Genomic DNA, 26,160 nt, shown 5'->3' on the forward strand with positions numbered 1-26,160 from the left:
CTTGCCCTAAGACTATCTATGTCCCCAAAATCGCAGCCTTTGGACCACATCCTGCTACGGCTAAGATAGATTTGCCGGCGTTTCCTTTCGTGCTTAAGAGCGATGCCGAACACGAAGGAAGAGGCGTTTTCCTCGTAAGAGATGATAGAGATTTCAATAATGGGCTTTCTTATATCAAATGCCGCGAAAGAGAAGGCTCTTTTGGGTTTTTAATTCAAGAATACATTGCTTCGCCTTATGATCTCCGCGTAGTTGTTTTTGGAAAAAACTTTTATCCCTTCTGGCGGGCGTGTGAAGACGATTTCAGGACGAACCTTGTCCAGGGGGGGAGAAAAATTCCGTGCCCTGACGCAAACTTAGAAGAAAAGGCCCTGCAAATAACAGCGATTCTTTGTGAAAAAACCGGCACAAACCTTGCGGCCATAGATTTTTTAATAGATGAGCGCCGAGGTCCCCTTTTAAACGAGATCAATTTTGTTTTCGGGCGCAGACTTCTGGGCCAAAAATACGAAGAATTCTTTTTTAAGGCGGTAAAGGAATTTTTGGCTGATTTATCTTAGTAGACTTTACAGAATACCTTAATTGAAGCCCGTTCCAGGATCTCTTAAATACAAGGTAACCAAATTTCAAAACATGTTCCTTTTCCTTCGGTGCTTATAACTTTTACCTTACCACCCGCTGCTTCAGCCCAATTTTTTACTAACGTAAGCCCCAGGCCAGAATTTTTTTGTTTGGTGGTAAAATATGATTCAAAGATTTTGGGGATTAATTCTTGTTTTAACCCTTTACCTGTATCTTCCACTATCAAAATAGAAAAATCATCTCGGTGTTCGGTGCGAATGGTAATTTTCCCCTGAATTTCAATAGCTTGGATGGCATTTAGAAAAAGATTAAGAATAATCTGTTCTAGCTTAATGCGGCTAATGCAGACATTTTTTACATATGGATCAAGAAATATTCGAAATTCAATGTTTGAAGGAATTAAGGCATTTAGCAGAGGTCTTAACTCATGTAAGACTTGATTTAAATTTAAAATTTCTGGTTCGGTCTTCTTTTTTCCTAGGTCGCTTAGTTTTTTAGTTATAGAGGCGATATTTTCGAGGATAGTTCTGATTTTGGCGCACTTTTTTTCTAGATTTGGCTTGTCTTTTAATAACATGCCAATCAATTCTAGTTCAGCTAAAGCGGCAGTGAGCATGTTTTTGATATCGTGACTTATACCTGCTGCTAATTGGCCAAAAGTTTCATAATGAAAGACGGTTTCTTCAGGGATAACTACGGGCTTGGTTTCAAAGGCAAGGTGCCAAAGGGCAACAACTTTTTCGTCTTTTACTATAGGGCTTACAATAACAAAGACATCTTGCTTTAGAGCTTTAGCAGGCATTATGCCCCAGGAAGTCCTTTGGGTTTCAAAGGCTTTTAAGGCGGGGCAGCCCGGAGGGGGTTCTTTGCTTTGATGGATCAGTTCATAGCAAAACTTTTTATTTTCTCGGGAAAGCTTATGGAAAGAATTATTTCCCCACCAGACTTCAAGTTCTGGAGAGAGAAGAAATAAATGTTCAGGGAAATCGGGTAAAAATTTTGAAATGACATCTTTCATTAACTTATTGTTCGTCACAATAATCAAAAGACTTTACTTATCAATTTTTTCCGGATCTTCAATGGCATTTATGACTATTTGTTCAGGAGGGAGGATCTTTTTGATCAGGCCACAAAGGACTGTCTTGGGCCCGATTTCGATAAATTCGCGCCCACCTGCTGCGAAAATATTCTGGGTTTCTTCTACCCAGCGCACCGGGCTTTCGATCTGTTTTCCCATGAGTTCTTTTATTTTGGCGGGGTCTTTTTCTTCTTTGGCGGAAACATTTGAAAAAAAGCGTTTTTGGGGTGGAGCAAACGGGATATCTTTAAGAAAATTCTTAAATTCCTGGGCTGCCTCAGCCATAAGGGGGCTATGATAAGCCCCGCTTACTTTTAGCTTGACCACCCTTGCACCAGCCTCTTTGGCCAGAGAAGCGGCCAAAGTTGCCGCTTCTTTCTCACCGGTGATAACGATCTGTTCAGGGGTGTTGTGGTTAGCTAGAGTTACTATGCCTTTTTCTTGGGCTTTTTTAAGAAGCTCTTCAAGGATTTCGCGTTTTAGGCCAATGACAGCGTACATTTCACCCGGGAACTTCTCGGCGGCTTGTTCCATAAGCTCGCCTCTTTTCATCACCAGGCGAAAAACGTCTTCAAGGGAAACAATGCCAGCGGCGTAAAGAGCGCTATATTCCCCAAGGCTGTGCCCACAACAAATATCAGCGTCAATGTTTTTGGCTCGCAGGTCTTCAAGCACCGCCAGATTCACCGCGGTAAGGGCAGGTTGAAGATTAAGAGTACGGGTAAGTTCGGACAAGGGGCCCTCAAAGCAGAGTTCCCTTATAGGAAGCCCGGTAATTTCTTCGGCAACCAAAAAGACTTTTTGCGCGGCTTGGGATTTTTCGTAAGCTGCTTTTCCCATTCCAACGTATTGAGAGCCCTGGCCGGGGAACATAAAAACACGCATGGCTACTCCTCTTCTTCAAAATCAAACTCTTCTTCTTCGGTTAAAATTTCTTCGCCTGCCGTTATTTCTTCGTATTCGTCTGCAGTGAGCAGCTCTTCAAGCTCGTCCGGGTCAGAAATTTTAACTTTTACTATCCAGCCCTCATCATAAGGGTCTTCATTAATCAAATCCGGGGCATCTAAAAGCTCTTCGTTTATCTCAATCACCTCCCCGGAAACCGGGGCTACGAGGTCAAAAACTCCATGGGAAGACTCAATGCTTCCAAAGACTTCGTCTTTTTCGAATTCGTCTCCTTCATCGGGTAGTTCAATGTCTATGATTTCGCCAAGTTTAAGCTGACCAAAGTCAGTGAGCCCGATAAGAACGTTATTTCCCCTTTTCTTTTTAACCCAAAGGTGGTTTTCGGAATAAAGCCTGTCCTGAGGAATTTCCATGTTCTTCACCTCCCTGTAGCCTAGCTACCACCGATTATCGGAATAAATGCCTTTTGACAAGAGTTTTTTTGATGCTTCAAAATTAAACCTCAGAAAAGGCAGCTTCAACCACCAATGCTTCGCATAATTCTATGGGGCGAAAAAGATAGTGATCTTTTGGCAGGTTTATTTTTTATGGCCTTTAAAAAGGCCTCTTTCAAGTCTTTTCGTGAAAAATTGCCGCGTAAGTATGGTTTGAGGTCTATTTCTTCGTCTGAAAAAAGACACATACGCAGTTTGCCTTCTGGGGTGAGTCTCAGCCTGTTGCACTTATCACAAAAGTGTTCTGTTATGGCAGAAATAAAGCCTATTTTACCGCAAGCATTAGGCAAAGTATAAACCCTGGCAGGGCCTGCGCCTATTTTTTGGGCCGGAACAAGAGGGCCAAGCATTTCCACTCTTTTTTTTATTTCTGCCACAGGCATGAAATACTTTTCTTCCCAGGCCGCACCATCACCTACGGGCATAAACTCGATAAATCTTACTTCGACTGGTCTTTCAATGGTGAGTTTTGCAAGGTCTAGGATTTCGTCTTCATTTAGACCCTTCATCACCACGGTGTTTATTTTTACCGGGGAAAAGCCCATCTCTAGGGCCTTGTCAATGCCGCGCAGGACATCTCCCAGCTTGTTGTAACCGCAGATGGTTTTGTATTTTTTGGGGTCTAGGGTGTCAAGGCTTATGTTGATACGGTTAAGCCCGGCTTTTTTAAGGTCTTCGGCAAATTCCGCCAGCAGTATGCCGTTTGTAGTTAAGGAAAGATCCCTTAGCCCAGGTATTTTTGAGATTGCAGCAACTAAGGATACAAAATCTTTGCGAACAAGGGGTTCGCCACCTGTAAGCCTTATTTTTTCAATACCAAGGGAGATAGCGACCTTTACAATTTCTAAGAGTTCTTCATAGGAGAGGATTTCTTCGTGAGGAAGCCAGGCAATGGCATCTTTGCTTGAGCAGTAAAAACAGCGCAGGTTACACCGGTCCGTAACTGAAACGCGTAGATATGTGATTTTGCGGCCGTGTTTGTCTATAAGCATTTTCTTAGTTTTTCACGATAGCGTGTGCGGGCTTCTTTGAAAATAGCTCGTACCTTATCAGAAGCATAGTCCGGATAAGTCCAGGGCAGGGGAGAAAAATCGCCTTTGGTGTAGATCATGGTTACTTCCGCATACACGCAGTCGCCAAGGTAAATACGATGGGAAAAATTTTTAAAAGTTACCAGTACTAGTTTTTCAGGGAGGATATATCCCGGGTCAATGTTTACCCTGCGTTTTCCTTCGTGGGAGAAACTTTTTTCTATTTTCCAGGCAAGATGTTTTATAGGGACTATTTTCTCTGGCGATATCAGCCTTTCAAAAAAGATAAAGCGGCGCACCAGGTTTTTTCCGAATTCTTCTTCGTAATAATCCGTGAAGTCAAAGGATATCAATTCGCTTTGGTAGTCTCGGGGGCCAAGGACTTCTTCAAGTTTGCCACAGGCCTTTTCTATAAGGGCTTCTTCAGGGGCGAAAATGCTAAAAAAAAGCTGCGCGGGAAGGGGTTTTTGTGGCTCACTCATTTTCTTTTTCGGCTTTTTCTTCTTTTAAAGGCTTGGCTTCTTCCACAAGCATGATAGGGATACCATCTCTAATTTCATACAAAAGTGCGCACTTGTGGCAAATAAGCCCAGATTTCGCTTCGTCAAGGACGAGGTCTCCTTTACATTTGGGACACGCAAGGATGGCGAGCAACTCCTGGGGAATGAGGCTTACAAACAAACCATCAAACATGGTGACCTCCTTTTGGTCTTTTCCAAAAGAGTAAAATTTTTCTACAAAAAAACAACCACGGCTTTTTGGAAACTTGCCTGTCCCCGTAAATCTTGCAAAATTCATCGCTCCCTTTTATGCTGCTTGCCGATGCCAAAGGAATATTTCATTTTTCTTTTTGCCTATTTACTGGGCTCTATTCCTTTTGCCCTGGTGGTTTCGCGCCCTTTTGGGATTGATCCGCGCAAGCACGGAAGCCACAACCTCGGCGCTACCAATGTTGCCAGGCTTTTAGGAAAAAAATGGGGCTTTGTTACCCTTTTAGGTGACATGGGAAAGGGCATCGTTCCCATGCTCCTTGCCAGGCATCTTTTTGCAGGCCACCCTAACGAAGCCTGGCTGGTGGCTGGAGCGGGTTTTTTTGCCTTCTTGGGGCATCTTTTCCCTTTATATTTGCGTTTTCAGGGCGGAAAAGGCGTGGCCACGGCAGCAGGTGTTTTCCTAGTACTTTGTCCTAAAGTCATTTTGATAGACCTTGTTGTGTTTATCGTTCTGGTAAAACTTACAGGCTTTGTTTCCGTGGGCTCCCTTACGGTTGCGGCCATAACGCCTTTTCTGGTGAGGATTTTTTGCCCTGAACCTGCTTATTTTTGGGTATGCCTGGTGATGGCGGTGCTAATTTGGATCAAACACCGCGAAAATATAAAACGCCTTTTACGGGGTGAAGAAAAAAGCTGGAAGAAAAGTTAGAGCCTGTTAAACTTGCCTCTATGAGATACATAAGCACCCGTGGTGGCATAAATCCTTTACCGTTTAAAGAAACAGTCCTAATGGGGCTTGCCGAAGATGGCGGCCTTATTTTGCCAGAAGCCATCCCGCGCATTACAGAAGAAACACTTTCTTACTGGCAAAGCCTTTCTTATCCTGAGCTTGCCTTTGAAGTGCTCAAACTTTTTGCAGATGATCTTCCTCCTCACGATTTGCGCGATCTCATCAACCGTGCCTATGCCACTTTTACGCATCCCGAAATTTGCCCGGTAGTCAAAAAGAACGGAGTCTATATTCTTGAGCTTTTTCACGGCCCAACCCTTGCCTTCAAGGACATTGCCCTTCAATTTCTGGGCAATCTGTTTGAATATTTGCTCAAAGAGCGCGGCCTTAAAATGAATATTTTGGGGGCAACCTCTGGGGATACAGGCTCGGCAGCAATTTACGGCGTGCGCGGCCGCAAAAATATAAACATATTTATCCTCTTTCCCAAAGGGCGTGTCTCGCCAGTGCAGGAACTCCAGATGACCACTGTGCCAGACAAAAACGTCTTTTGCCTTGCCATAGAGGGCACTTTTGACGACTGCCAGCAAATCGTCAAGGCCATCTTTGGGGACCTTTCTTTTAAGAAAAAATACGCCCTTGGGGCGGTGAACTCCATAAACTGGGCCAGGGTGCTTGCTCAGGTGGTCTATTACATCTGGGCCTATTTCAAGGTAAGCGAAACAGAAAAAGCTACGGAAGTAAGGTTTTCGGTGCCTACCGGGAATTTTGGCGATATTTTTGCAGGCTACCTTGCTAAGCGTATGCTTGGCAAGGGTATTGAACGCCTTGTGCTTGCTACTAACGAAAACGACATTCTTACCCGTTTCGTAAACAAAGGAGATTATTCCCTGGGTAAGGTTACCTCAACTATCAGCCCTTCTATGGATATCCAGATTGCCAGCAACTTTGAACGCTATCTTTATTATCTTTTTGGGGAAAACCCAGCGCGCGTTCGTGCTGCCATGGAAAAATTTGCCAAAGAAGGCAGGCTTTCCTTTTCCGAAGAAGACCTTGCCAAAGTGCGCAAGGATTTCCTTTCGGCTTCTATTAACCAGGAAGAGACTCTTTCCATGATAGCCTCTTTTTATCAGGAAACGGGCTATATTCTTGATCCACACACCGCTGTGGGAGTAGCGGCAGGTTTAAAGTTTAAAGACCAAAGGCCGATGATTTGTTTAGCAACAGCGCATCCGGCCAAGTTTCCTGAGCCGGTGAAAAAAGCAATAGGGCGTGAGCCAGAACGCCCGGAAGCCCTTAAAGGCCTTGAAGGTAAAGAGAAAAGGGTAACAACCCTTCCGGCTTCTGTGGCAGAGGTTAAGGCCTTTTTGGCTAAAAACGCCCTGATTTGAGGAGTAAGAACATGCGCAAAATTTTTGTCTTCTTTATCGTTTTGCTTTTAGCTACCCCTGCCTTGGCAGAAATTGTTACCCTCAAAATTGAGAACCCTACTACGAAAAGACTCTGGCTTGCCGACGTAAGAAAACCCTGACAGGTCGATGTTTCCTTCCCGGAGGGAAGGAGCATCATGCCCAAAGACTATCTTACCGTTGAAGTTGACCTTAAAAGATTTCCCGGAGCAGATGTTAAGCTCTGTTTTAAATCCCTTAAAGGCGAAATTTATTGTACCAGGGCCTTTGTAGAAGCAGGCGAAAAAGAGAAAAAGCTAACGCTTAAGAAATAAGCTTTGAAACCTTTGCAAAAATTTACCAACCGTTCCCATTTTTCGTTCGAAAAATGGGAACGGATACATGAGAATCTCTTGAACTTCTAAAATTCAAGTTCACCGTTTACTGATCACTGCTCACAGATATTACCCTTCTCCCATTTTTTGGCGTCATTCTGAGCCGTAGGCGAAGAATCCATTAGTCGAACTGTGGATGCTTCGGCCCTTGAGTCCTTAGAACGACAAGGTGAGGAGTGAACGCATCAGTCGCTTGGGCTCATTCAGGATGGCAGAGATAAGGGTTTTGCAGAGGCTAAGGTAGCCACCGGTCGTAAAAAAATTAGCCCTGCGTTAAGTGACAAGAGAAAGAATGAAAAGGGGCCCTGCTGGGCCCCTTTTTGAGTTTAGAAGAAGTAGTAGAGGCTTCCTGAGATGCGGTTAAGCTTACCATCACCGCCATCGCTTTCGTGATAGTCGGTCTCAACGTACATGTATTCCGCACCCAGGGCAAATTCCTTGGTGAGACGATAAAGCACGTTAGCGTAGTACATCTGCTGCTGAAGCCTGGCTCCCTTTACCCCTGCAAGGTCGTCGTTGTCAGGGTTGTCGATTCCGTAGCCAAAGTGCGTGACGAGTTTCGGAGTGAAGAATACTTCGAGCTCAATCCAGCCACCCACCGCGTCTATTTCATCAATAGCAACAACATTTCCTAGGTCTGCTCCACTGGTGCTGAAGGAACCATTAGTGTATTCAAATCTTGTTCCCTGATTAACGCCGGCAGTGTAGTAGCCGTCAACGTTGCGGCCCATCCAGAGTTCTCCAAGGATAAAGGCCTTAACTCCCAAGGGCACGGGGATTTTGTATTCAAGCCCCAGGGAGTAGCTATCAGCATCGATCTCACCCACACCGGTGTCGTATTCCTCCTGGGAGTAATGCCCCCAGAGGGCAAGGAGCATGGGTTTTCCGTTAAGCTTACCCTCATAAGCCACGCGGGCTTCAATACCAGGGAAGCCGGCATCGTTTGCAGGGTCATTGTCATAAGGGCCTATGGTGGAAGTGGGGAAGCTGTAAGGTTGTTCTGCGGCAACCTGAATCTTTAAGCGGCTATCATCGTTTAGTTTGTGGATCTTGGTCAAACGTACCTGGGTCATGCGGAATCCCATATTCCCCATAAAAGAACCCGCTGGAAAGTTTGAAAGATGGGGATAGAGCTGCGAAATAGTCTGCCATTCAAGGCCTGCTAAAAGCTGCCAGGTACCCCACTCAACCCCTGCAAACACACGGCGGGCACGCACCGGAGAATGCACGTCGTTCCAGGCGTAACTGCCGCCGCCTACTTCGTCAACCCTGGTGTAAAAGTCCATTTCGATTTTACCGAACACCCGGAACTTGTCCGTGGGTTTGGAAAAATCAAACCCGAAACGGCTGTGGCGGTAGTTCAGGGTGAAGTTGTTATCGCCTTTGTTGGCGTCTGTGCCCGGTAAAACCCATAGGACATAGTTGTCACCAACAGCCTTGGAATCCTGCCACACGGCGTCAATCTTGAAATAGCCATAAAAATCGATGCCACTTGGAGTTGAACCGTAAGCTCCTTTGCTTGCGAAGGAGTGTTTGGCCTTGACTGCCGCGGGAGACGTTTTGATTTGCTCAACCTGAGCCCGAAGTTCAGCGTTTTCTTTCTTGAGTTCCTGTACTTCCTTTTTCAGCTCCTCAAGCATGCGCTTAAGCTCTTCCGTGTCCGAAGAAGCCATGGCAGGAGCTGCCAAGAAAAGACTCAAGCACAACCCCAAAAACCATAACCAATACTTCATTCAACCCCTCCTTTTTTGAATTTTTGAATAGCGGTGCATAACAAATTTGAAGCAAATTTTCAATAATTGTTACCAAAAAAATTTGAGGTTTAAGCTCGAAAATCAGCAAAAAATAATTCAAACTTAACTTTTTTATAAATTTGTTTTAGCTATTTGGTTGCGCACGTGTTCCACCGAAAGAGACAGGGCTTCTTTTTCTTCCTCTGTAAGGGGAAACTCTAGGATTTTCTCAAGACCTCCTGCGCCAAGCACCACCGGCACTCCCAAAAAGACGTCTCTTATGCCGAATTCACCCTCAAGCCAGACAGAGCAGGTAAGCACTCGTTTTTCATCACGAAGGATGGCTTCTGCCATTTCCACAGCGGAAAGCCCGGGGGTGGTAAAAGCACTTCCAGTCTTGAGATAAGAGACAATTTCTGCGCCGCCTTTGCGTGTTCTTTCAACGATTTCCGAGAGTTTTTCCTGGGGAAGCAAGTCTTTTACCGGGATGCCGGCAACATTTGCAAGGCGCACCAGGGGAAGCATGTGGTCCCCGTGGACTCCCATGACAAGGGCCTGGACATCTTTGGGCGAAACCCCAAGGGCTTCTGCGAGGAAATAGCGGTATCTTGCAGAGTCCAGCACCCCTGCCATGCCGAGAACACGCTTGCGCGGAAAGCCAGAAATTTTAAAAGCCGTGTAAACCATAGCGTCAATGGGGTTGGTAACCACGATGAGGCAGCAATTGGGAGCATATTCCTTGACTTTTTCTGTGCAGGATTTGACTATTTCAAGGTTTACCTGCAGGAGATCATCACGGCTCATGCCGGGCTTGCGCGGCCTTCCTGCGGTGATGATAACGACATCTGCGTTTTCAAGGGCTTGCCAGTCTTCAGTGCCCCAGATGCGGTTGCTGAAACCATAGACCGCGCTGCTTTGGGCTATGTCAAGGGCCTTTCCTTTGGCAAGGCCTTCCATAATGTCGATGAGGACGATTTCTTCGGCAACGTTTTTGACCACTGCCCAGTGGGCCGCGGAAGTCCCCACCGCACCTGCACCAATGATAGCCAATTTGCGTTTCATGCTCTCCTCCTTCAAGTAATTTTTAACCAAAACATTCAGAGAGACCTTACAAAGCACTTTATCTTAAGACTGTTCTAGGATCTCTTGCGTTTGTGCTTGCAAGTCTGATCTCGGCGATGTTGCAAATGCCTATCAGGCTTAGCCATTTGAAGGCCTTACTTCTAGTAGAAGATAGCTATGATAAGTTTTAAGGGGTTTTACCTCTAATCCTTTTTGCTTCAATAAGGTCAGGTCTTTTCTGTTTTTTAATACGAAAACTTCTCTTTTTTGAGAGCTTATTTCTTCTAATTCTTCTTCCCAGGAAGAATCGACCCAGAATTTGTCAAAACGGCTTTTTTCTTTGGGAAGGTGTTCAATAGATTTTTTACTGTAAAAAGCTAAACCGTCTAGAAATTGCCCTGTAAGAGTATCGATGTCATCTTCATTTACAATATAAGTTTCAAAAGTTTTATACATGGCCCGGGCATCCTGTGGCATAGGAAAAATAGCAACTAATCCCTTTAGGGCTACAAAACAAAGAAGAGTCGCTAAAACTTTATGATTTAAAAAGGGGGGTGCTAAAAGTTCTTTTTTATCTAAAAAACTTGCGATAGCAATCGCCATTGGGGGAAAGACAGGCAAAATATAAAGGGGAAGTCTAGACTTTGCTAAGGAAAATATTATCAAAGGAACAAGCCACCATAAAAAAATAAAAAGTAGGCCCTTTTCTTGAAACAAAGATAAGAAATGTTGTTTTATATTGTTTCTCTTTTTAAGAAAGCTTTTTTTCAGGCTTTTGTAAAAGAATATTGCCCATGGGAAACAACCAAGCAAAATCATTGGTAGATAAAGATAAAAAGGGGCATACCAGACACTGTTTCTATGAAACATGTCAGAGAACAATCTGCCGGTAACTTGTTCTTTGATAATTAAATCAAATGACCATGGATATTTTTTCCAAATAATTAGATACCAAGAAAATCCCACGATTAAAAAGATTGTAATAACCAGTAAATTAGCAGGAAATACCTTGAAAGAATGCCTATTTAAAAACCAGAAGATTCCCAAAGAAAATGCTACAGGAAAGATAGCAGGGCCTTTAGTCAAAAAACCCATTCCCCAAAAAAGAGCCATTAATGTAAACCATAAGTAAGCCTCATTTTTTGTTTTTGCACGCCAACCTTTAATAAAGGCCCAGATAGCAGAGACTTCCCACATAACTAAGATTGTGTCAGTGGTTACAATATTTGCCGCAGCAAAAGGAACAATAGAAGAAAGATATATCATTGATGCCCACGGACCATGCCTTGGCTCAAAAAGATTAGCAGCTATTAACCCTACAAGGACTACGGTAATTGAAAATGCTAAGGCATTTGGAAAACGAGCTCCCCATTCGTTTATTCCAAAGATTTTAAAGCTTGAAGCAATAGCCCAATAGGTGAAAGGCGGTTTGGTTAAATGTGGATGGAAGTCTCGCAAAGGAACAAGCCAGGAGTGTGAAACAAGCATTTCTCGGGCACATTCAGCATATCTTGTTTCGTCTCGGTCATAAAGCCCTCTTGAACCTTGGAAACATAACGAAGCCAAAAGAGCGATAAGAAATACAAGAAAATATCTATGCTTAGAGTCCATCTTTCGCATATCTCCTTAAAAAGCCAAACTACTATTATTAGGAGTGTAAAACAGGCTATACCTGAACAATGTCATTGCGAGCAAAGCGAAGCAATCCATAGCCACGGCGCCTACGTCGCTTCGCGATGACAAAAACATGCTTTCTTTAATAAATGGCATTTTTCTAAAGGTCTTTGAAGACCTTGGCAAGGGACTCGCCTGCCACATGCATTTTCCATTCGTTTAGCCAGCCAAAAGGGGTCTCGTAAAGATTAAAGCCTGCGCGCAAAAGCTTTTCCTTGGCTTTATTAATGAGGGCCAGGCCTTCTTCCGGAGATGCTTTGCTCACGGAAAGATGATTAAATGAATGTAAGACAATGTTTTTGGTATCAAATTTGCGGGCTAGCCATTTTATGTTTTTAACTAGTTTTTCAACGACTTTTTTCTCACGCGCGGGGTCTTCTTCTTCCACCTGATAAAAGACTACCACGGCGTTTTTAACCGTGGTTTCTGAAAAGCCTTCTTCTGCTTGGGGAAGCACCTTTTGGTAAGGTTTCCACCAAAACTCTGGGGCGTAGAACATGAGAATTTTCATGGGAAAATAACTTAGCCCACTCTGTTTGGTTGACAAGAAAAAAAGATAGGATAAATTACTTGCCTAACGCCGGGGTAGCTCAGTCGGTAGAGCAGCGGACTGAAAATCCGCGTGTCGGTGGTTCGATTCCGCCCCCCGGCACCTTCAAGCTACTTGCTTAGCAACTCCTTGATTTCTTCCACAGAAAGAACTTTTCCCTGTGAGATGACCTGATTGTCAATCATAAGTCCTGGGGTTTGCATAACGCCAAAAAGGGCAATGCTTTTAAGATCAGTAATCTTTGAGATTTGTGCTTCTAGCCCTAACTCTTCAACTGCTTTAGCAACGTTGGCATAAAGGGTTTCACAACGGGGGCAACCTGGGCCCAAAACTTTGATGTCTCGCATAACGTCCTCCTTTTAAAAGAATTTTCCAAATAGAAAACCACTAATAGTGGCTACAACGATTACCGCAGAAACATAGGCAAGGGTTTTTTTAGTGCCCAAAATGGAACGAATAACAAGCATATTGGGCAAAGAGACTGCAGGGCCTGCCAGCAAAAGGGCAAGGGCTGGGCCCTTTCCCATACCAGCTCCCAGAAGCCCTTGAAGAATAGGCACTTCGGTAAGGGTTGCGAAATACATGAAAGCGCCTACCACGCTGGCGTAGAAGTTTGCCAGAAAAGAATTTCCTCCCACAAGGCTTGCCACATATTGAGAAGGGATGAATCCTTCATGACCTGGGCGCCCTAGGAAAAATCCCGCGGCAATGACTCCGAAAAAGAGAAGGGGAAGTATCTGGCGCGCCAGAATATAGGATGATTCAAGCCATTCTTTGGCTTCCCCTCCGGTGAAATAAAGTGCCAGGCAAAGAGAAATGACTCCTGCCAGAAAAGGCAATTTTTGCCCGGGAAAAATTATTTCAGTAAGAAAAACCGTAGCAAAAATAGCCGCCAGCCAGAGATAAGACATCTTGAAAAATACTCTTAGCTCAACAAGCAAAAGCAGGCTTGTCAGGGCAAGAAGTTGCCATTTGTGGAGATAAATTTGCTGCCAAAGCCCTTCTCCTGGCCCCCAGGTGGCAAAGAGTAAAATGGCTACAAGAGTTGCCAAAAAGAGGACCGTGTGCCACAGGGGGCGTGAAGCCTGGATATTTTGAGCGGCAAAGGCGGCCATTCTTTCCTTTTCTTCTTTGCGAAAGAGAAATTCCATGAAAAGTCCGATGATTATGCTTGTTAGGACAGCACCAAGGGCACGGGCAAGCCCTAATTCAAAGCCCAGGATCCTGGCGGTGAGCACAATGGCAAGCACGTTTATAGCTGGGCCAGCATAAAGAAAAGTAGTTGCTGGGCCAAGGCCTGCTCCATTTAAATAGATACCTGCAAAAAGAGGAAGAATAGTACAGGAACACACGGCTAAAATGGCGCCAGAGACCGCCGCAACACTATAAGCCACCGCCTTGGGGGCACTTGGGCCAAGGTAGCGCATGACGGATTCTTTGGATACAAAAACGCTTATGGCACCAGCTATGAAAAAAGCAGGGATAAGACAGAAGATGACGTGTTCTTGCGCATACCAATGGGCTAGGAGTACGCCTTCGGTGAGCCCGTTAAGAAATCGCTCGCGAAAGGGCAAAAAATAGAGAATGCCAAAGATAAGAAAACCAAGGGCGATTTTGACAAGCTCTTTCCGCCAGTTCATAGGTCTCTCCAAAGAAAAGATTTATCCGCTTGGGTAAGGGAGGCTTTTAATTCCGCAAAGGTTGGGGTTTTTCCCAATTGTTTTAAGACTAAAGAAAGGATTTCCTCGGCGTCTTGGTCTTCTGGGGCAAGGCTATAAATGAGATAGTTTCCTTTTTTCGTAAAAGAGATGAACCCCGCTTCCACCAGCCGCTGCAAATGGCGCGAAATAGTAGGTTGAGCGAAACCGATCACTTCTACCATTTCGCATACACAGCAAGGCCTTATCGAAAGAAGGACTAGGATCTTAAGCCTTGTGCCATCAGCCAGAGCCTTGAGTCTTTTTTCCAGCTTTGTAACCATATTTGTAACTATATAGCTATTTAGCTATATACGCAAGTATTTTTGCAATAATATGAGGGCCGTTCCTATTTTTCGGACCGGAAAAATGGAGCGGATCCCTTGCTGCTGTGCTGTAAACACTAATCTCGCCAATTTTGCAAAGGTTTCTAGGTTTACCTTGTTAAAGCAAGTATCGTTTTGATATTTCTAGGAGCATGAAACAGATGACATTTTGAACATTATCATTGCGGGGCACGAAGTAATCTAGATCCCTCACTGTGTTCGGGACAGGGATCACTTCGACGTGCGATAGCACGCCTCGTGATGACGGTGTGGCTGAGATCGCGCGGGCTTACAAGTCGCCTCTCGATGACACCTTGTCGGATAACATGTGCTTCCAGTAATATTTGTCATTGAGGTCTCCGAAGGAGCGAAACAATCCTGCGCGACTACACAACGATTTTATCATTTTATGATGGAGGGATATCATTGTGATCCAGGCCCTTTTAATTAAGATCAGCGACGGCGACGCAGGCGCTGAGTCTTTTTCCAGTCCGGGTCTTTTTTGCGTCCTTTGGTAATTTTGCGATAGGGAAGATGTTCTTCTTCGGTTGTTTCCGTTAAAAGGGCCTCGGCGATGGCTATTTCTTCTAAAGGCTTCTTTTCTTTTTTAGGAGGCGTGAGGTAGCGCTTTTTAAAAGCTTCGTCTATTTTCGGGCCGCGTAAGGCTTCTGCGGGGATCCATGTACTTACATAAAGCTTTTCTAAAAAGCGTTCAAAAATGGCTCCCGCGGTCATGGCTTTTTGCGTATCAACAGCGACAACTAGCGCTCCGCGGCGTTTGGCTATCCTTTGGGCAAGTTTTTCATCTGGCGTAAGAATAATTTTTTCTGCCGCAAGGCCGTTTTCACTAACCTTGACCCAGGCCTTTGGTTTTACACTGGTAAATAAAACTTGAGGAAGTTCATCCACAAAATCTCTTTTAAATATTTCTGGTGCGGCAAACTCAGGTTTAACCCTTACTATTTCTTGTTCTTCAAGATATTCAAAGCGTTCTGGTTTGAATATCAGGAAAAAGTCCTTGAGCTTTTTTATGCGGATGTTTTTAAAGCCGTCTATTTCTACCAGGGCCTTGTGCAGGTCTTTCAGACGAACAAAGCCTTCGTTAGGAAGCAAGCCAAATTCGTCCGGCCTGCGGCCTAAAACGTAATAAAGCATTTTTTCAAGCTTTTTTCTTTCACGATCCGTCATAAACGGCCTTGACTTTTAATATAAATTTACCATCTTGCAATTAGTAACCAATGAAGCGAAAAAGATTATTAGATTAAAATCTTTACAAGTTATCAAGTTTGTATTAATTTATTGTTGTCGGAACTATTGCCGATAGAGTTAAAGAGTGTTAAATATATAAGGCTTAATTTTAAACTGATGTCCAAAAGGGGCAGGTGAGAGTTTCATGAAAAAGAAAACCACCAAACTAGAAGAAAAACTTTTAGAGGCCGGTAAGGACGGAGCCATTACTTACGAGGCCCTTAATGATCTTCTTCCTGAAGATTTTGGTGACCCCAAAAAAATAGAAGAAATCTTCGATTTTCTCTACAAGAATAACATCGAAGTCCTCGACGAGAAACAACTTTTTGAAAAAGATCATCCCGAGTGGCCTGAACGCACACCAGAGAAGAAAATCGAAGAAGTAGTCACTCAAGAAGAAGAACCTGTTGCGACTGCAGAATCAGAAGAAGTCACCTCTGCCTATCTCCGCGAGATGGGCAAATACGAACTCCTTACCCCTGAGCGTGAAGAAGAACTTTCAAGGATAATCCGCGGTGGCTTTAAGTTCATTGTGGATTCTATTATGGAGCATCCTTCTGAGCTCCCCGAAATGGAAGCCCTGCGCGAGCAGATCCGCTTGTGGAAAAAGCGTGACCCTGGCCTTAAGCCCAAAAAGAGCCACTTAAATATTATGGTCCGTACGGTGGAGAAAATCCACCAGAAATATCCGGAAGATGAATCTATTGCAGAGCTTTTGCGCCAGTTGCAGGAAAAAGAAGCCGAGATCGAAAAAGCCAAGGACGAAATGGTAAAAGCTAACTTGCGTCTTGTGGTCTCCATAGCCAAACGTTATATGGGGCAGGGGCTTTCCCTGGCAGACCTTATCCAGGAAGGAAACCTTGGTCTCATGCGTGCGGTTTTTCGTTTTGATTACAGCAAAGGCAATAAGTTTAGTACTTATGCGTCCTGGTGGATCAGGCAGGCAATAACCCGTGCTATCCTTGACAAAACGCGCACTATCAGGCTCCCGGTGCATTTTCTCGAACTGCGCAGTCAGTTTTTCAAGGCTTTCTACGAGCTTGTTAAGGAACTTGGCCGTGAGCCTACACCTGCGGAAATCTCAGAGCGCACCGGGATCCCTCAGGAGAAAATACTTGCTATATTCGAAGCTTCGAAAGAGCCTGTTTCTCTTGAGCTTCCTATTGGAGATGAAGATAGCACCCTTGGTGATTTCATCGAAAACAAAGAAAGCCCTTCGCCTTTTGAGCAGGTAAAAGACCGCGATCTTTCTGAGAAAGTGCGCAATCTGCTTTCAACGCTTTCTCCTCGTGAAGAAAAAATTATTCGCTTACGTTTTGGTATTGGCGAAGAAAGCGAATATACGCTAGAAGAAATTGGCAAGCGCTTTGGGGTTTCGCGTGAGCGTATCCGCCAGATCGAAAAGAAAGCGCTTTCAAGGCTTCGCCAGATGACCAAGAAAGACCACTTTAAATACTATTCCGATTAAAACTAAGGGGCGGTCTCCGCCCCTTTTTATTTGGAGAGAAATGATTTTTGTTTATCGCCCGGGGCAAAAGAAAACGTCTAAACGTAAGAAGATAATAAAAAGCCCGGCTTCTAGCCGAAAAAACTCCACTTCTTTTTTTTCTCCGAAATTAATTTTTGGTCTAATAGTTCTTTTTTTTGTTTTAGCAGGTGGTTTTTATCTTTATTTGAACCACCAGGTAGGCAAACTTTCCGCTAAAAAAGAAAATCTCCTCTTGACGAAAGCCGGCCTTTCCGCCAAGATTTCACGCCTGAAGACAGATCCAAAAGCTTACGAAGAGATAGCGCGCCGTAGGTACGGTTTAGTCAAAGACGGCGAGCGTTTGATCATCTTTGAATAGGAGGAGATTTTATGTCTGTTTCCACCACTGATTTCCGCCGTGGTCTGAAGATTGAATGGGAAGGTAAACCCTATGAGGTTATCGAATTCCAGCACTCAAAAGTAGCCAAAGGCCAGGCCACCGTGCGTACCAAGTTGCGTGATCTTATCACCGGCCGGGTGCTTGAGGTAAACTTTCGCTCAGGAGAAAAATTCGAGCGTCCTGACCTTGAAGAGAAAGAAATGCAATACCTTTACGCCGAGGGTGACCGCTACGTTTTCATGGACCTTGAAGATTACGACCAGGTTTACCTTGATAAAGACCAGCTGGGTGACGCTTGGAAATACCTTCAGGAAAACATCAACGTAAAAGTCCTTTATTACAAGGGAAAGCCTATCGGGATCGACCTTCCCATCACCGTAGAATTAAAAGTAGTGGAAACCGAACCTGGTGTGCGTGGAGACACTGTCTCAGGGGGTTCAAAGCCTGCCAAGCTTGAAACTGGCGCTGTTATTAAAGTGCCTCTTTTTATTAACGAAGGTGATGTTATCAAAGTTGACACACGCACAGGTGCTTATGTTGAGAGGGTAGGCTAATGCTAACCATCAAGAAGCTCAAAGAATTTAAAGAATACCTTGAAAGTGGTGCTTTTATCGAAGACCTAGAGGCAAGGCCACCTGATGGTCAGGCAGAAATGCTTGACATGATAGAACTTCTTTTTGAGATTTGCGAATTAGCTGACGAAAAGCTCACGGAACATTTTTACCGGCGTCTTCGCGGGGAGGTTTAATGCCCTTTTATATCAGGGCCAAGACATATTTTCGCTACGCCCAGGAACAATTAGGTTTTGCTGAAGAAGAAAAAGACCCCGCTCGTATTTTAAAATTCGCCAAAGAAGCGGTTTTTCAGGCTTGCCGGGCGCTCTGGGCCATTGTCCAGATAGAAGCCCCCAAGGAAAAACCCTCCTTTGAAAAAATCCTTTCCGAGCTCGATAAGGCTTGTGAGCCCTGGCTTGCCAGGGAGATAAAAAGGGCTGTTAAGCGTATCGAAGAGCTGGGCAAGGCCCCTTCGCAAGAGGGAGCCAAAGAGGCCCTTGAGCTTGCACGCTTCGTGGTGAGAAGAACAAGAGACGTGCTTGAACCCATTGTCGGGCCTTCAGAACGCGTTGAGCGCCATCGTAAGCTTTTTGTGCGCTAAACCTTACCTTTACTGGGGCACAAATCCTTTACCACGCACTTTTCACATAGCGGTTTGCGGGCTTTACACACCTCGCGCCCATGGGCCTGCAAAACATAGGCAATGAGGCCCCAGTCTTCCCTGGGCACAATTGCCTGAAGGTCTTTTTCGATTTTGTCTGGATTTTTTTCCTGGGTGAAACCAAGGCGCTGGGCCAGCCGTCTTACATGGGTATCAACTGGTATGCCTTCCACAATGCCATAGGCGTTATAAAGCACAATGTTTGCGGTTTTGCGCGCAACGCCAGGGAGTTTTAACATGTCTTCCATGGTGCGCGGGACTTCTCCGCCGAATTCGTCTATTATTTTACGTGCACATTCTTTAATGTACTTGGCCTTTTGCTGATAAAAGCCTGTGGGCCTAATGTCCTGAGAAAGCTCTTCCAAAGGGGCAGTGGCATAATCTTTCGCTGAGCGATACTTCTTAAAGAGATTTTCTGTTACCTGATTTACGCGTTCGTCAGTGCATTGGGCCGAAAGGATTGTGGCCACCAAAAGCTCAAGGGGATTGCTGAACTTAAGGGCGATTTTGGCGTGAGGATAGGCCTCTTTAAGGCGCCTAATGACTTCTTCAAGCCGTTTTTTCTCTTCAGGGGATAGTTCTTTGGGAGCCTTTTTTGAGGCAGTCTTTTTCTTGGTTTTGCGTGGCATTTTTCCTCCTAAAGAAAGGGCTCTGTGCGCGATTTTATGTCTTCCACAAGTTTGGCAAGTAGCTCATCTTCATGCCAGTTTTCTTTTTGCCAGGAAGAAAATTTATCAAGCTCAAGGCTTTTTTCTGCCACAGGAAGCGCTTTTCCCTTTACCAGGCGACTGCTAAGGGTTGGCCTTATGCTTTCTGCCAGGAGGAAAAACGCCATTAACCTGCGGAAGATGTTCAGGTCATAGGTGTCAAGTTCTTTGCCTACTTCCTGTTTGGCCTGGCATTCCTGCATCAAATGTTTCAACCGCTCAAGAAGAGGAATTTTGATTTGCGACTGAACCATTTCATCGAGTTTGGTGTATTCCCAGGCGATATCAACGTAGTCTTTCAGCTCGAAATCAAGCATAAGGATGGTCTCACGAAACCATTCCGAAAAACGCGTCTTTAGGTAATCCACCAGGGTCATGAAATCCAGTTGTTCACGATGAAAAGAAAGCTCTTCCTCAGGCAGCCTTGCAAGTTCTGCAATTTGGGCCATTCTAAAGGTGCCGGTATAAATGTGAAGAAGGGCCGCAAGGTAATGGTAGTTAGAAAAAATAATGCGTTTTCCCATGATAGTAGCTCGCGGGGGCCGATTGTGATAACGATCAAGTGCCTCGCCTATCCATTTTGCTGCTAAAAAGGTGTGTGACATGTCTAAAAAATATCACAAGGAAGCAAAGCGCCCAAGTACATATAAACTTCTATTGGTGGCACTTCTTTATTTTGCTGAAGGCCTGCCTTTTGGTTTCATTTACGTAAGCCTTCCGGTGTTTTTGCGTTTCCATGGTGTTGATCTTGTAAAAATAGGCCTCCTTTCTCTGGCAGGGCTTGCCTGGACCCTCAAACCCCTCTGGGCCCCTTTGGTGGACAGGTATGGCCGCAAATACCACTGGATGTGTGCGGCGCTTATCGGGCTTTTTCTCTGTGTTTTGCTGCTTGCCCTTATCCCTGTGGGCACGTCTTTTTACTTTGCGGTAATTGTAGCGGCATGTTTTTGTTCTGCCACCCTGGACATTGCGGTTGATGGCTACACCATCGAGCTTCTTGAGCCTGAAGAAGTAGGCCCTGCCAATGGAGTGCGGGTTGCTGCTTACCGGGTGGCTTTGATTATGGCAGGCGGCGGGTTGGTGGCCTTAAGTGAGTTTACAGGTTTTAGGCCAGCCTTCCTTGCCCTTGCTGTTATTTTTCTAGCCCTGGCCTTGGTTCTGTGGATAAAGCCTTCTTTTCACCGGGTAAGCCATATTAAGCAAAGCAAAAATATTTTTGAAGCCTACCTGCTACCTTTAAAGGATCTTCTTACACGTCGCTATGCCTGGGCGCTCATTCCTTTTGTGCTTCTTTTTAAAGTAGGTGACGCCATGATGGGCGCCATGATCTATCCGTTTTGGGTGGACCGTGGTTTTTCCCGGGCAGAAATTGGCCTTATCTCTGGCACCCTTGGCACTATTTTTAGCATCACGGGGTCTTTAGTGGGGGGATTTTGGATAAAATTTTTAGGCATTGGGCGGGCGCTCTGGATTTTTGGCGCTTTTCAGGCGCTGTCAAACCTTGGCTATGCCTATGCCGCCCTGCCAGGAAAGGGCCGCGTAGAGGTCTATGCCGCCTCGGTGATCGAAAGCTTTACAGGTGGCCTTGGGACTGCGGCTTTCTTGGCGTTTCTCATGAGTCTTTGTCGTAAAGAGATGAGCGCCAGCCAGTATGCGCTTCTAGCTATGCTTTTTAGCTTTAGCCGGGCAGTTTCTGGAGCGTTAAGCGGCTTTGGGGCAGAGCATTTTGGCTACGCGGCGTTTTTCTTTTATACGTTTTTGGCAGCGCTTCCTGCCTTTGTTTTAATTCCCTGGGTGTGCCGCTTAATACCGCAAGATAAATAGGTTTTCCCACTTGACACGGCATAAAGACAGGGCTAATTTTTGTTCTGCGTTCCCCGGTAGCTCAATCGGCAGAGCGGCGGGCTGTTAACCCGTAGGTTGCAGGTTCGAGTCCTGCCCGGGGAGCCATATTTTAGTCCATCACCGCAAGCGTTCTCAAGTTAAACACTTCCTCTTGGGTTTTATTACAGGAGTACTTTTTATCAGCTTTCTTCGGGATTCGTTCCTGTTTTTTTGTTTTGAAAAATTAGGAAGGTAATTAAGAAAGTGAAACTAAAAATTGAGGGAGAAGGGGCGGTTGGCCGCCCCTTTTTATTATTTGGAGAAGCGCTTTCTGGCTATGCCAGCAAGAAGAAGCCCTGCGCCAAGAAGCATTACCGTGGCAGGCTCAGGAACAGCAGACACCTTGAAATCAGCAATCCCTGTGCCATCAATTACGCCGTTTGCCCCGCCGGCCAAATTGTCAAGGGCAGTTAAGTCGCGATTGATAGTGGTATTAAGGTTGTCCGCTGTTAAAGTTAGAACGATCTCGTCAATGCTATCACCGGGGTTTACCAGGGTCCCATTATTAGTCAATTCCCAGGAAAATACGGCATTTTGAACGGTATAGTTCCCTACGGTATAGCTGTTGTTCATGTAGTTAATGGTAAACTCCGGAACATATACGTCTCCAAGGTTAAAACTTCCCTGAGCAGCAAGGGGGGCCTGCCAGGTTCCGATGTCAAAAGGACCAAGGTTTGAACCAGAAAGTTCATCGCCGGTAACATTGGGAATGAAATCAAGCATGAAATTGTCAATCTCCAAGCTCCATTCATATGTTCCGGCTGCGGGATCAGGAAGGCTAAGGCCGGTGATGTTCGAAATAGTAAGGGTTAAAGGACCGTTTGTTGGTACTGGTGGAGTTTGTGATGTGTCAGAGAACCCAGCCAGAGCAAAATCAAAAGTCGTGTTGTAGGTCCAGGTATAAGCCCTGGCCCCGGCCGCAACCAATAAAGACACCATCAAAATTAAAATTCCCAAACCAATTTTTTTCATAAACTACCCCTCCTTAAAAATTTTTGCCCCTTGTTAAAGCAAAACTCGGGCCAAAAAATTCAGGAGAAATAGGTTGGGAAAGGTATGATAAATAACTTTTCCTTAACTACAAAATATATTTAGGAAATATATATTTCCAAATAAGTTCCACATTAGAGGAAAAATTTTTCCTTTTTGTAGGTTTTAAGGCAGCCTAAAAAGGAAATTATTTTCAATTAGAGTAGGAAAAATATGTTGTGGTCGGGAGTACGGTTGAGTGATTTTTCGTTTTTTCTCAAAAATGAAATTTATTCGTGACAACCTGTAACAATTAGGTTAAATTATCTTCCACTTTGCCATTCGGCTTAGTAAAACTTAAAGCCAAAAGGCCTTGACAAGTTTTAAAGAGGCCGTTATAAAAGCACGGCCTGAAGGTTAAAGGCCTTGGGTAATTATTTGTCTTTGTGAGGTTTGAGAGATGCCAACGATCAATCAGTTGATCAGGCTTGGGCGTGAGAAAAGAAAGACAAAGTCAAAGTCGCCGGCGCTTCAGGCGTGTCCGCAGCGCCGTGGGGTTTGTACTCGTGTTTATACCACTACGCCTAAAAAGCCGAATTCAGCTTTGCGTAAAGTTGCCCGTGTAAGGTTGACTAACGGAATAGAAGTCACTGCCTATATTCCGGGTATTGGTCACAACCTTCAGGAGCACTCGGTAGTGCTTGTGCGTGGGGGTCGTGTTAAAGACCTCCCTGGTGTGCGTTACAAAATTATTCGCGGGGCTCTTGACGCAGCAGGTGTTCAGGATCGTCGCAAGTCTCGTTCTAAATACGGAGCAAAAAGACCTAAATAAGGGTAGGATCTATGCCACGGAAAGGACCAGTACCAAAAAGACAGGTGCCGCCTGATCCCAAATATGGGAGTGAATTGGTTGCGAGGTTTATCAATCGTCTGATGCTTGATGGCAAAAAGAGCGTGGCGCGGCGCATTTTTTACGGTGCCATGGAGCTTTTGCGCCAAAAAAGCGGCGGGGAAGATCCTCTCAAAATCTTTGAGAAGGCAGTGGAAAATGTTAAGCCTTTGCTTGAGACCCGTTCCCGTCGTGTAGGTGGCGCTACTTATCAAGTTCCTGTGGAGGTGCGCCCTGAGCGTCAGCGCACTCTCGCGATACGCTGGATTATCCTTGCCGCGCGCGAGCGTCCTGAAAAAACCATGATAGAAAGGCTCGCGGGAGAGCTTTGGGACGCTTACAATAACCGCGGCGCAGCTATTAAAAAGAGAGAAGATACCCATCGGATGGCAGAGGCCAACCGGGCCTTTGCGCACTACCGGTGGTAAATTTTTAAACACCCATTTTTTAGAATGGGGAGACTTTTTGCGAAGTTTCCCCATTCTTTATGTTTAGAATTTTTTGTAACAAGGGGTTGATAGAGGATGAACAAGGAATCCTTGGCCAAACTTAAAAAGACTAGAAACATAGGCATTGTTGCTCATATTGATGCCGGTAAGACAACGACTACCGAGCGTATCCTTTATTATACCGGTAGAACGCATAAAATCGGCGAGGTCCATGAGGGCACGGCCACCATGGACTATATGCCGCAGGAGCAAGAAAGGGGTATCACCATTACCTCCGCCTGTACCACTTGCTTCTGGCGTGACCATCGTATCAATATTATCGACACCCCCGGGCACGTAGATTTCACCGTAGAAGTTGAGCGTGCCTTGCGCGTGCTTGACGGCGCGGTGGTAGTTTTTTGCGCGGTGGGTGGTGTGGAGCCCCAGTCTGAAACGGTATGGCGCCAGGCGGACAAATACGGTGTTCCCCGGATAACTTTTGTAAACAAAATGGACCGAGTTGGTGCTAATTTTGAAGGCTGTCTTGAGCAGATGAAGACCCGTCTGGGGGCCAATCCTATTCCTATTCAAATCCCTTATGGTGCAGAAGAAGATTTCCGAGGGGTAATCGACCTTGTAGAGATGCGGGCCGTCGTGTGGGATGAATCGACCCTTGGGGCCCGTTTCCATATAGAAGAGATTCCTGCTGAGCTTAAAGATAAGGCCGAAGAGTTTCGCAATAGGATGCTTGAGTCTTTAGCAGACGTAAACGAAGAAATAATGATCAAGTATCTTGAGGGCGAAGAGATTACGCCTGAGGAAATCCGTGCGGCCTTGCGTGAGGCCACCGTTACCCTTAAGGGCGTGCCGGTGCTTTGTGGTTCAGCTTTTAAGAACAAAGGGGTCCAGCCGCTTCTTGATGCCATTATCGATTATCTTCCTTCTCCTATTGATATTCCGCCAGTCAAAGGGGTGAACCCAGAAACTGGTGAAATCGAAGAAAGGATTACTGATCCTGATGCGCCTTTGGCTGCCCTTGCATTCAAGATTATGACAGATCCTTACGTAGGAACCCTTACTTTCTTGCGGATTTACTCTGGTCGTATTGAAAGCGGCATGAGTGTTTATAACGCTACAAAGGGTAAGAGGGAGCGTATCGGGCGTTTGGTGCGGATGCACGCCAATCGCCGTGAGGAAATTACCGAGGCCGAGGCTGGTGATATCGTAGCGGCCCTTGGTCTAAGGGTGACCACCACTGGTGATACCCTTTGCGATGAGGCCCATCCCATTGAGCTTGAGTCTCTTGAAATTCCTGAGCCCGTTATTTCGGTTGCTATTGAGCCCAAGACCAAGGCTGATCAGGAAAAACTTTCGGTAGCGCTTCAGAAAATCGCCCTTGAGGATCCGTCTTTCCGTGTGGTTACCGACCACGAAACGGGTCAGACCTTGATTTGGGGGATGGGTGAGCTACACCTTGAGATCATCGTAGATCGTCTTACCCGTGAGTTCAAAGTCCAGGCAAACGTTGGTAAGCCTGAAGTGGCTTACCGTGAAACTATCACCATGCCCGCAGAGGCTGAAGGTAAGTATATCAAACAGACCGGTGGTCGCGGTCAGTACGGTCACGTAAAAATTGTAATTGAGCCCAATCCCGAAAAGGGGTTTGAATTTGTCTCTGAAATCGTAGGTGGGGCAATCCCCAAGGAATATATCCCGGCGGTTGAAAAAGGTATCAAAGAAGCCATGGAACAAGGCGTGGTGGCTGGGTATCCCATGGTAGATGTGAAAGTGCGTCTTGTTGATGGAAGCTACCATGAGGTTGACTCCTCAGAGCTTGCCTTTGCCATCGCAGGGTCTATGGCCTTTAAAGATGCGGCCCAGAAGGCCAAGCCTATCTTGCTTGAGCCTATTATGAAGCTTGAAGTCGTTACTCCTGAAGAATATCTCGGTGATGTTTTAGGGGATATTTCTTCTCGTCGCGGAAAGGTTCAGGGGATGGAACAGCGTCCAGGGGTACGTGTCATAAAAGCACTTGTACCCTTGGCAGAAATGTTTGGATATGCTACAGAACTTCGTTCCAGGACCCAAGGGCGGGCAACTTTCACCATGCAGTTTTCTCATTATGAAAAGTTGCCTGATAACCTGGCAGAAGAAATCGTGCGCAAAGCCAAGTTAGCAGCGTAAAGGAGGCGAAGGAGATGAGCAAGCAGAAGTTTGAGAGGCGTAAGCCGCACTTAAACATTGGGACGATAGGTCACATTGACCACGGGAAGACCACGCTGACCAGTGCGATTACAAGGGTTTTGTCCACCAAGGGTTGGGCAGAATGGATTCCATTTGACAATATCGACCGCGCCCCAGAAGAGAAGCAGCGCGGTATTACCATTCAGCTGGCGCACGTTGAGTATGAGACCGAGAAGCGCCACTATGCCCACGTAGATTGTCCTGGGCACGCGGACTACATCAAGAACATGATCACGGGAGCGGCGCAGATGGACGGAGCGATTTTGGTGGTAGCAGCCACTGATGGTCCGATGCCGCAGACCCGTGAGCACATATTGTTGGCGCGTCAGGTTAACGTGCCAGCGATCGT

General features: G+C 45.5%; 32 protein-coding genes and 2 tRNA genes. 17 read left to right on the forward strand and 17 right to left on the reverse strand.

Features of this window, described 5'->3' with window-relative positions:
* Window positions 1–560: ATP-grasp domain-containing protein (locus H528_RS0110610; protein ID WP_022854286.1), on the forward strand; the 560-nt coding region annotated here is incomplete at its 5' end.
* Window positions 561–604: 44 nt separating this feature from the next.
* Here H528_RS0110610 and H528_RS0110615 read toward each other — a convergent pair.
* The 6 genes from H528_RS0110615 to H528_RS0110640 form a co-directional block, all read right to left on the reverse strand.
* Window positions 605–1,600, reverse strand: coding sequence for a sensor histidine kinase (locus H528_RS0110615; protein WP_022854287.1), 996 nt, complete (start codon window positions 1,598–1,600; stop codon window positions 605–607).
* Window positions 1,601–1,633: 33 nt separating this feature from the next.
* On the reverse strand, window positions 1,634–2,545 hold the full coding sequence (gene fabD, locus H528_RS0110620) for an ACP S-malonyltransferase (RefSeq protein WP_022854288.1): 912 nt from the start codon (window positions 2,543–2,545) through the stop codon (window positions 1,634–1,636).
* 2 nt (window positions 2,546–2,547) lie between these two features.
* Window positions 2,548–2,979, reverse strand: a complete 432-nt coding sequence (gene gcvH, locus H528_RS0110625; RefSeq protein ID WP_022854289.1) for a glycine cleavage system protein GcvH — start codon at window positions 2,977–2,979, stop codon at window positions 2,548–2,550.
* A gap of 104 nt (window positions 2,980–3,083) precedes the next feature.
* Window positions 3,084–4,052, reverse strand: coding sequence for a GTP 3',8-cyclase MoaA (moaA, locus tag H528_RS0110630; protein ID WP_022854290.1), 969 nt, complete (start codon window positions 4,050–4,052; stop codon window positions 3,084–3,086).
* Window positions 4,043–4,573, reverse strand: a complete 531-nt coding sequence (locus H528_RS0110635) for a DUF4416 family protein (protein WP_022854291.1) — start codon at window positions 4,571–4,573, stop codon at window positions 4,043–4,045. The genes moaA and H528_RS0110635 overlap by 10 nt, the downstream gene beginning before the upstream one ends.
* Window positions 4,566–4,784: a Trm112 family protein gene (locus H528_RS0110640; protein ID WP_028845918.1), complete on the reverse strand. Its 219-nt coding sequence runs from the start codon at window positions 4,782–4,784 to the stop codon at window positions 4,566–4,568. Before H528_RS0110640 ends, H528_RS0110635 begins: the two co-directional genes overlap by 8 nt.
* Before the next feature lie 129 nt (window positions 4,785–4,913).
* On the opposite strand from H528_RS0110640, the gene plsY reads away from it, so the two are divergent.
* From plsY to H528_RS14485, 4 genes are read left to right on the forward strand one after another with little or no spacing between them, the layout of a single operon-like run.
* Window positions 4,914–5,513 (forward strand): glycerol-3-phosphate 1-O-acyltransferase PlsY, encoded by a 600-nt coding sequence (plsY, locus tag H528_RS0110645; RefSeq protein WP_022854293.1) that lies wholly within the window; start codon window positions 4,914–4,916, stop codon window positions 5,511–5,513.
* Between the two features lie 20 nt (window positions 5,514–5,533).
* Window positions 5,534–6,925, forward strand: coding sequence for a threonine synthase (thrC, locus tag H528_RS0110650; RefSeq protein WP_022854294.1), 1,392 nt, complete (start codon window positions 5,534–5,536; stop codon window positions 6,923–6,925).
* Between the two features lie 11 nt (window positions 6,926–6,936).
* Window positions 6,937–7,065 (forward strand): hypothetical protein, encoded by a 129-nt coding sequence (locus H528_RS14790; protein WP_022854295.1) that lies wholly within the window; start codon window positions 6,937–6,939, stop codon window positions 7,063–7,065.
* 36 nt (window positions 7,066–7,101) lie between these two features.
* A complete protein-coding gene (locus H528_RS14485; RefSeq protein ID WP_022854296.1) occupies window positions 7,102–7,257 on the forward strand; it encodes a hypothetical protein in 156 nt (51 codons plus the stop codon).
* Between the two features lie 386 nt (window positions 7,258–7,643).
* Here H528_RS14485 and H528_RS0110665 read toward each other — a convergent pair whose 3' ends face one another.
* The 4 genes from H528_RS0110665 to H528_RS0110680 all read right to left on the reverse strand — a co-directional run bounded on the left by H528_RS0110665 (window position 7,644) and on the right by H528_RS0110680 (window position 12,297).
* A complete protein-coding gene (locus tag H528_RS0110665) occupies window positions 7,644–9,050 on the reverse strand; it encodes a hypothetical protein (protein ID WP_022854297.1) in 1,407 nt (468 codons plus the stop codon).
* 132 nt (window positions 9,051–9,182) lie between these two features.
* Window positions 9,183–10,112 (reverse strand): malate dehydrogenase, encoded by a 930-nt coding sequence (gene mdh, locus H528_RS0110670; RefSeq protein ID WP_022854298.1) that lies wholly within the window; start codon window positions 10,110–10,112, stop codon window positions 9,183–9,185.
* A gap of 138 nt (window positions 10,113–10,250) precedes the next feature.
* Window positions 10,251–11,732 (reverse strand): glycosyltransferase family 39 protein, encoded by a 1,482-nt coding sequence (locus tag H528_RS0110675; RefSeq protein WP_084677715.1) that lies wholly within the window; start codon window positions 11,730–11,732, stop codon window positions 10,251–10,253.
* Window positions 11,733–11,886: 154 nt separating this feature from the next.
* Window positions 11,887–12,297 (reverse strand): threonyl-tRNA synthetase editing domain-containing protein, encoded by a 411-nt coding sequence (locus tag H528_RS0110680; RefSeq protein ID WP_022854300.1) that lies wholly within the window; start codon window positions 12,295–12,297, stop codon window positions 11,887–11,889.
* 68 nt (window positions 12,298–12,365) lie between these two features.
* On the opposite strand from H528_RS0110680, the gene H528_RS0110685 reads away from it, so the two are divergent.
* Window positions 12,366–12,438, forward strand: a tRNA-Phe gene (locus H528_RS0110685).
* 8 nt (window positions 12,439–12,446) lie between these two features.
* On the opposite strand, the gene H528_RS0110690 is transcribed toward H528_RS0110685, so the two are convergent.
* The 4 genes from H528_RS0110690 to H528_RS0110705 form a co-directional block, all read right to left on the reverse strand.
* Window positions 12,447–12,683, reverse strand: a complete 237-nt coding sequence (locus tag H528_RS0110690; protein WP_022854301.1) for a thioredoxin family protein — start codon at window positions 12,681–12,683, stop codon at window positions 12,447–12,449.
* Between the two features lie 12 nt (window positions 12,684–12,695).
* Window positions 12,696–13,976 (reverse strand): permease, encoded by a 1,281-nt coding sequence (locus H528_RS0110695; protein ID WP_022854302.1) that lies wholly within the window; start codon window positions 13,974–13,976, stop codon window positions 12,696–12,698.
* On the reverse strand, window positions 13,973–14,317 hold the full coding sequence (locus H528_RS13575) for an ArsR/SmtB family transcription factor (RefSeq protein ID WP_022854303.1): 345 nt from the start codon (window positions 14,315–14,317) through the stop codon (window positions 13,973–13,975). Before H528_RS13575 ends, H528_RS0110695 begins: the two co-directional genes overlap by 4 nt.
* A 495-nt stretch (window positions 14,318–14,812) precedes the next feature.
* Window positions 14,813–15,547: an RNA 2'-phosphotransferase family protein gene (locus tag H528_RS0110705; RefSeq protein WP_022854304.1), complete on the reverse strand. Its 735-nt coding sequence runs from the start codon at window positions 15,545–15,547 to the stop codon at window positions 14,813–14,815.
* 205 nt (window positions 15,548–15,752) lie between these two features.
* On the opposite strand from H528_RS0110705, the gene H528_RS0110710 reads away from it, so the two are divergent.
* From H528_RS0110710 to H528_RS0110730, 5 genes are read left to right on the forward strand one after another with little or no spacing between them, the layout of a single operon-like run.
* Window positions 15,753–17,075: a sigma-70 family RNA polymerase sigma factor gene (locus tag H528_RS0110710; RefSeq protein ID WP_022854305.1), complete on the forward strand. Its 1,323-nt coding sequence runs from the start codon at window positions 15,753–15,755 to the stop codon at window positions 17,073–17,075.
* Window positions 17,076–17,115: 40 nt separating this feature from the next.
* Complete coding sequence (locus H528_RS0110715; RefSeq protein WP_022854306.1) at window positions 17,116–17,454, forward strand: FtsB family cell division protein; 339 nt, start codon at window positions 17,116–17,118, stop codon at window positions 17,452–17,454.
* 11 nt (window positions 17,455–17,465) lie between these two features.
* Complete coding sequence (efp, locus tag H528_RS0110720; protein ID WP_022854307.1) at window positions 17,466–18,029, forward strand: elongation factor P; 564 nt, start codon at window positions 17,466–17,468, stop codon at window positions 18,027–18,029.
* Window positions 18,029–18,223, forward strand: coding sequence for a hypothetical protein (locus H528_RS0110725; RefSeq protein WP_022854308.1), 195 nt, complete (start codon window positions 18,029–18,031; stop codon window positions 18,221–18,223). Before efp ends, H528_RS0110725 begins: the two co-directional genes overlap by 1 nt.
* The gene (locus tag H528_RS0110730; RefSeq protein ID WP_022854309.1) at window positions 18,223–18,630 is read left to right on the forward strand and encodes a hypothetical protein; all 408 of its coding nucleotides are present in this window, start codon (window positions 18,223–18,225) and stop codon (window positions 18,628–18,630) included. The genes H528_RS0110725 and H528_RS0110730 overlap by 1 nt, the downstream gene beginning before the upstream one ends.
* Here the strand turns inward: H528_RS0110730 and nth are convergent.
* Together nth and H528_RS0110740 are read right to left on the reverse strand one after the other, a co-directional pair.
* Window positions 18,627–19,319 carry an endonuclease III gene (gene nth / locus H528_RS0110735; protein ID WP_022854310.1) on the reverse strand — a complete coding sequence of 231 codons (693 nt, stop codon included), beginning with the start codon at window positions 19,317–19,319 and terminating at the stop codon, window positions 18,627–18,629. The two genes, H528_RS0110730 and nth, sit on opposite strands and share 4 nt — an antisense overlap.
* 8 nt (window positions 19,320–19,327) lie before the next feature.
* Entirely contained in the window at window positions 19,328–20,002 is a 675-nt protein-coding gene (locus tag H528_RS0110740) for a hypothetical protein (protein ID WP_022854311.1), read from the reverse strand.
* Between H528_RS0110740 and H528_RS0110745 the strand changes: the two genes are divergently transcribed.
* Window positions 20,001–21,221: an MFS transporter gene (locus tag H528_RS0110745; protein WP_022854312.1), complete on the forward strand. Its 1,221-nt coding sequence runs from the start codon at window positions 20,001–20,003 to the stop codon at window positions 21,219–21,221. The genes H528_RS0110740 and H528_RS0110745 overlap by 2 nt on opposite strands.
* Before the next feature lie 50 nt (window positions 21,222–21,271).
* Window positions 21,272–21,347 (forward strand) — tRNA-Asn (locus tag H528_RS0110750).
* 186 nt (window positions 21,348–21,533) lie between these two features.
* Here H528_RS0110750 and H528_RS0110755 read toward each other — a convergent pair.
* Window positions 21,534–22,253 carry a PEP-CTERM sorting domain-containing protein gene (locus tag H528_RS0110755; protein ID WP_022854313.1) on the reverse strand — a complete coding sequence of 240 codons (720 nt, stop codon included), beginning with the start codon at window positions 22,251–22,253 and terminating at the stop codon, window positions 21,534–21,536.
* A gap of 457 nt (window positions 22,254–22,710) precedes the next feature.
* On the opposite strand from H528_RS0110755, the gene rpsL reads away from it, so the two are divergent.
* The 4 genes from rpsL to H528_RS14195 all read left to right on the forward strand — a co-directional run.
* Window positions 22,711–23,082: a 30S ribosomal protein S12 gene (rpsL, locus tag H528_RS0110760; protein WP_022854314.1), complete on the forward strand. Its 372-nt coding sequence runs from the start codon at window positions 22,711–22,713 to the stop codon at window positions 23,080–23,082.
* A gap of 11 nt (window positions 23,083–23,093) precedes the next feature.
* Window positions 23,094–23,567, forward strand: coding sequence for a 30S ribosomal protein S7 (rpsG, locus tag H528_RS0110765; protein WP_022854315.1), 474 nt, complete (start codon window positions 23,094–23,096; stop codon window positions 23,565–23,567).
* A gap of 96 nt (window positions 23,568–23,663) precedes the next feature.
* Window positions 23,664–25,751 (forward strand): elongation factor G, encoded by a 2,088-nt coding sequence (gene fusA, locus H528_RS0110770; RefSeq protein WP_022854316.1) that lies wholly within the window; start codon window positions 23,664–23,666, stop codon window positions 25,749–25,751.
* 14 nt (window positions 25,752–25,765) lie between these two features.
* Window positions 25,766–26,160: GTP-binding protein (locus H528_RS14195; RefSeq protein ID WP_022854113.1), on the forward strand; the 395-nt coding region annotated here is incomplete at its 3' end.

This window comes from Thermodesulfatator atlanticus DSM 21156 (assembly GCF_000421585.1).
Lineage (GTDB): Bacteria > Desulfobacterota > Thermodesulfobacteria > Thermodesulfobacteriales > Thermodesulfatatoraceae > Thermodesulfatator > Thermodesulfatator atlanticus.

Excerpts from the sequence above, each read along its gene's own strand:
- thrC (WP_022854294.1), top strand. The coding sequence starts at position 5,534 with ATGAGATACATAAGCACCCGTGGTGGCATAAATCCTTTACCGTTTAAA.
- gcvH (WP_022854289.1), bottom strand. The coding sequence starts at position 2,979 with ATGGAAATTCCTCAGGACAGGCTTTATTCCGAAAACCACCTTTGGGTT.
- plsY (WP_022854293.1), top strand. The coding sequence starts at position 4,914 with ATGCCAAAGGAATATTTCATTTTTCTTTTTGCCTATTTACTGGGCTCT.
- H528_RS0110690 (WP_022854301.1), bottom strand. The coding sequence starts at position 12,683 with ATGCGAGACATCAAAGTTTTGGGCCCAGGTTGCCCCCGTTGTGAAACC.
- H528_RS14790 (WP_022854295.1), top strand. The coding sequence starts at position 6,937 with ATGCGCAAAATTTTTGTCTTCTTTATCGTTTTGCTTTTAGCTACCCCT.
- H528_RS0110755 (WP_022854313.1), bottom strand. The coding sequence starts at position 22,253 with ATGAAAAAAATTGGTTTGGGAATTTTAATTTTGATGGTGTCTTTATTG.
- fusA (WP_022854316.1), top strand. The coding sequence starts at position 23,664 with ATGAACAAGGAATCCTTGGCCAAACTTAAAAAGACTAGAAACATAGGC.
- H528_RS14485 (WP_022854296.1), top strand. The coding sequence starts at position 7,102 with ATGCCCAAAGACTATCTTACCGTTGAAGTTGACCTTAAAAGATTTCCC.
- H528_RS13575 (WP_022854303.1), bottom strand. The coding sequence starts at position 14,317 with ATGGTTACAAAGCTGGAAAAAAGACTCAAGGCTCTGGCTGATGGCACA.
- H528_RS0110665 (WP_022854297.1), bottom strand. The coding sequence starts at position 9,050 with ATGAAGTATTGGTTATGGTTTTTGGGGTTGTGCTTGAGTCTTTTCTTG.
- H528_RS0110635 (WP_022854291.1), bottom strand. The coding sequence starts at position 4,573 with ATGAGTGAGCCACAAAAACCCCTTCCCGCGCAGCTTTTTTTTAGCATT.
- H528_RS0110745 (WP_022854312.1), top strand. The coding sequence starts at position 20,001 with ATGTCTAAAAAATATCACAAGGAAGCAAAGCGCCCAAGTACATATAAA.
- H528_RS0110740 (WP_022854311.1), bottom strand. The coding sequence starts at position 20,002 with ATGTCACACACCTTTTTAGCAGCAAAATGGATAGGCGAGGCACTTGAT.
- H528_RS0110675 (WP_084677715.1), bottom strand. The coding sequence starts at position 11,732 with ATGCGAAAGATGGACTCTAAGCATAGATATTTTCTTGTATTTCTTATC.
- H528_RS0110640 (WP_028845918.1), bottom strand. The coding sequence starts at position 4,784 with ATGTTTGATGGTTTGTTTGTAAGCCTCATTCCCCAGGAGTTGCTCGCC.
- H528_RS0110695 (WP_022854302.1), bottom strand. The coding sequence starts at position 13,976 with ATGAACTGGCGGAAAGAGCTTGTCAAAATCGCCCTTGGTTTTCTTATC.
- H528_RS0110710 (WP_022854305.1), top strand. The coding sequence starts at position 15,753 with ATGAAAAAGAAAACCACCAAACTAGAAGAAAAACTTTTAGAGGCCGGT.
- rpsL (WP_022854314.1), top strand. The coding sequence starts at position 22,711 with ATGCCAACGATCAATCAGTTGATCAGGCTTGGGCGTGAGAAAAGAAAG.
- H528_RS0110680 (WP_022854300.1), bottom strand. The coding sequence starts at position 12,297 with ATGAAAATTCTCATGTTCTACGCCCCAGAGTTTTGGTGGAAACCTTAC.
- moaA (WP_022854290.1), bottom strand. The coding sequence starts at position 4,052 with ATGCTTATAGACAAACACGGCCGCAAAATCACATATCTACGCGTTTCA.
- H528_RS0110725 (WP_022854308.1), top strand. The coding sequence starts at position 18,029 with ATGCTAACCATCAAGAAGCTCAAAGAATTTAAAGAATACCTTGAAAGT.
- fabD (WP_022854288.1), bottom strand. The coding sequence starts at position 2,545 with ATGCGTGTTTTTATGTTCCCCGGCCAGGGCTCTCAATACGTTGGAATG.
- rpsG (WP_022854315.1), top strand. The coding sequence starts at position 23,094 with ATGCCACGGAAAGGACCAGTACCAAAAAGACAGGTGCCGCCTGATCCC.
- H528_RS0110730 (WP_022854309.1), top strand. The coding sequence starts at position 18,223 with ATGCCCTTTTATATCAGGGCCAAGACATATTTTCGCTACGCCCAGGAA.
- nth (WP_022854310.1), bottom strand. The coding sequence starts at position 19,319 with ATGCCACGCAAAACCAAGAAAAAGACTGCCTCAAAAAAGGCTCCCAAA.
- efp (WP_022854307.1), top strand. The coding sequence starts at position 17,466 with ATGTCTGTTTCCACCACTGATTTCCGCCGTGGTCTGAAGATTGAATGG.
- H528_RS0110615 (WP_022854287.1), bottom strand. The coding sequence starts at position 1,600 with ATGAAAGATGTCATTTCAAAATTTTTACCCGATTTCCCTGAACATTTA.
- H528_RS0110715 (WP_022854306.1), top strand. The coding sequence starts at position 17,116 with ATGATTTTTGTTTATCGCCCGGGGCAAAAGAAAACGTCTAAACGTAAG.
- mdh (WP_022854298.1), bottom strand. The coding sequence starts at position 10,112 with ATGAAACGCAAATTGGCTATCATTGGTGCAGGTGCGGTGGGGACTTCC.
- H528_RS0110705 (WP_022854304.1), bottom strand. The coding sequence starts at position 15,547 with ATGACGGATCGTGAAAGAAAAAAGCTTGAAAAAATGCTTTATTACGTT.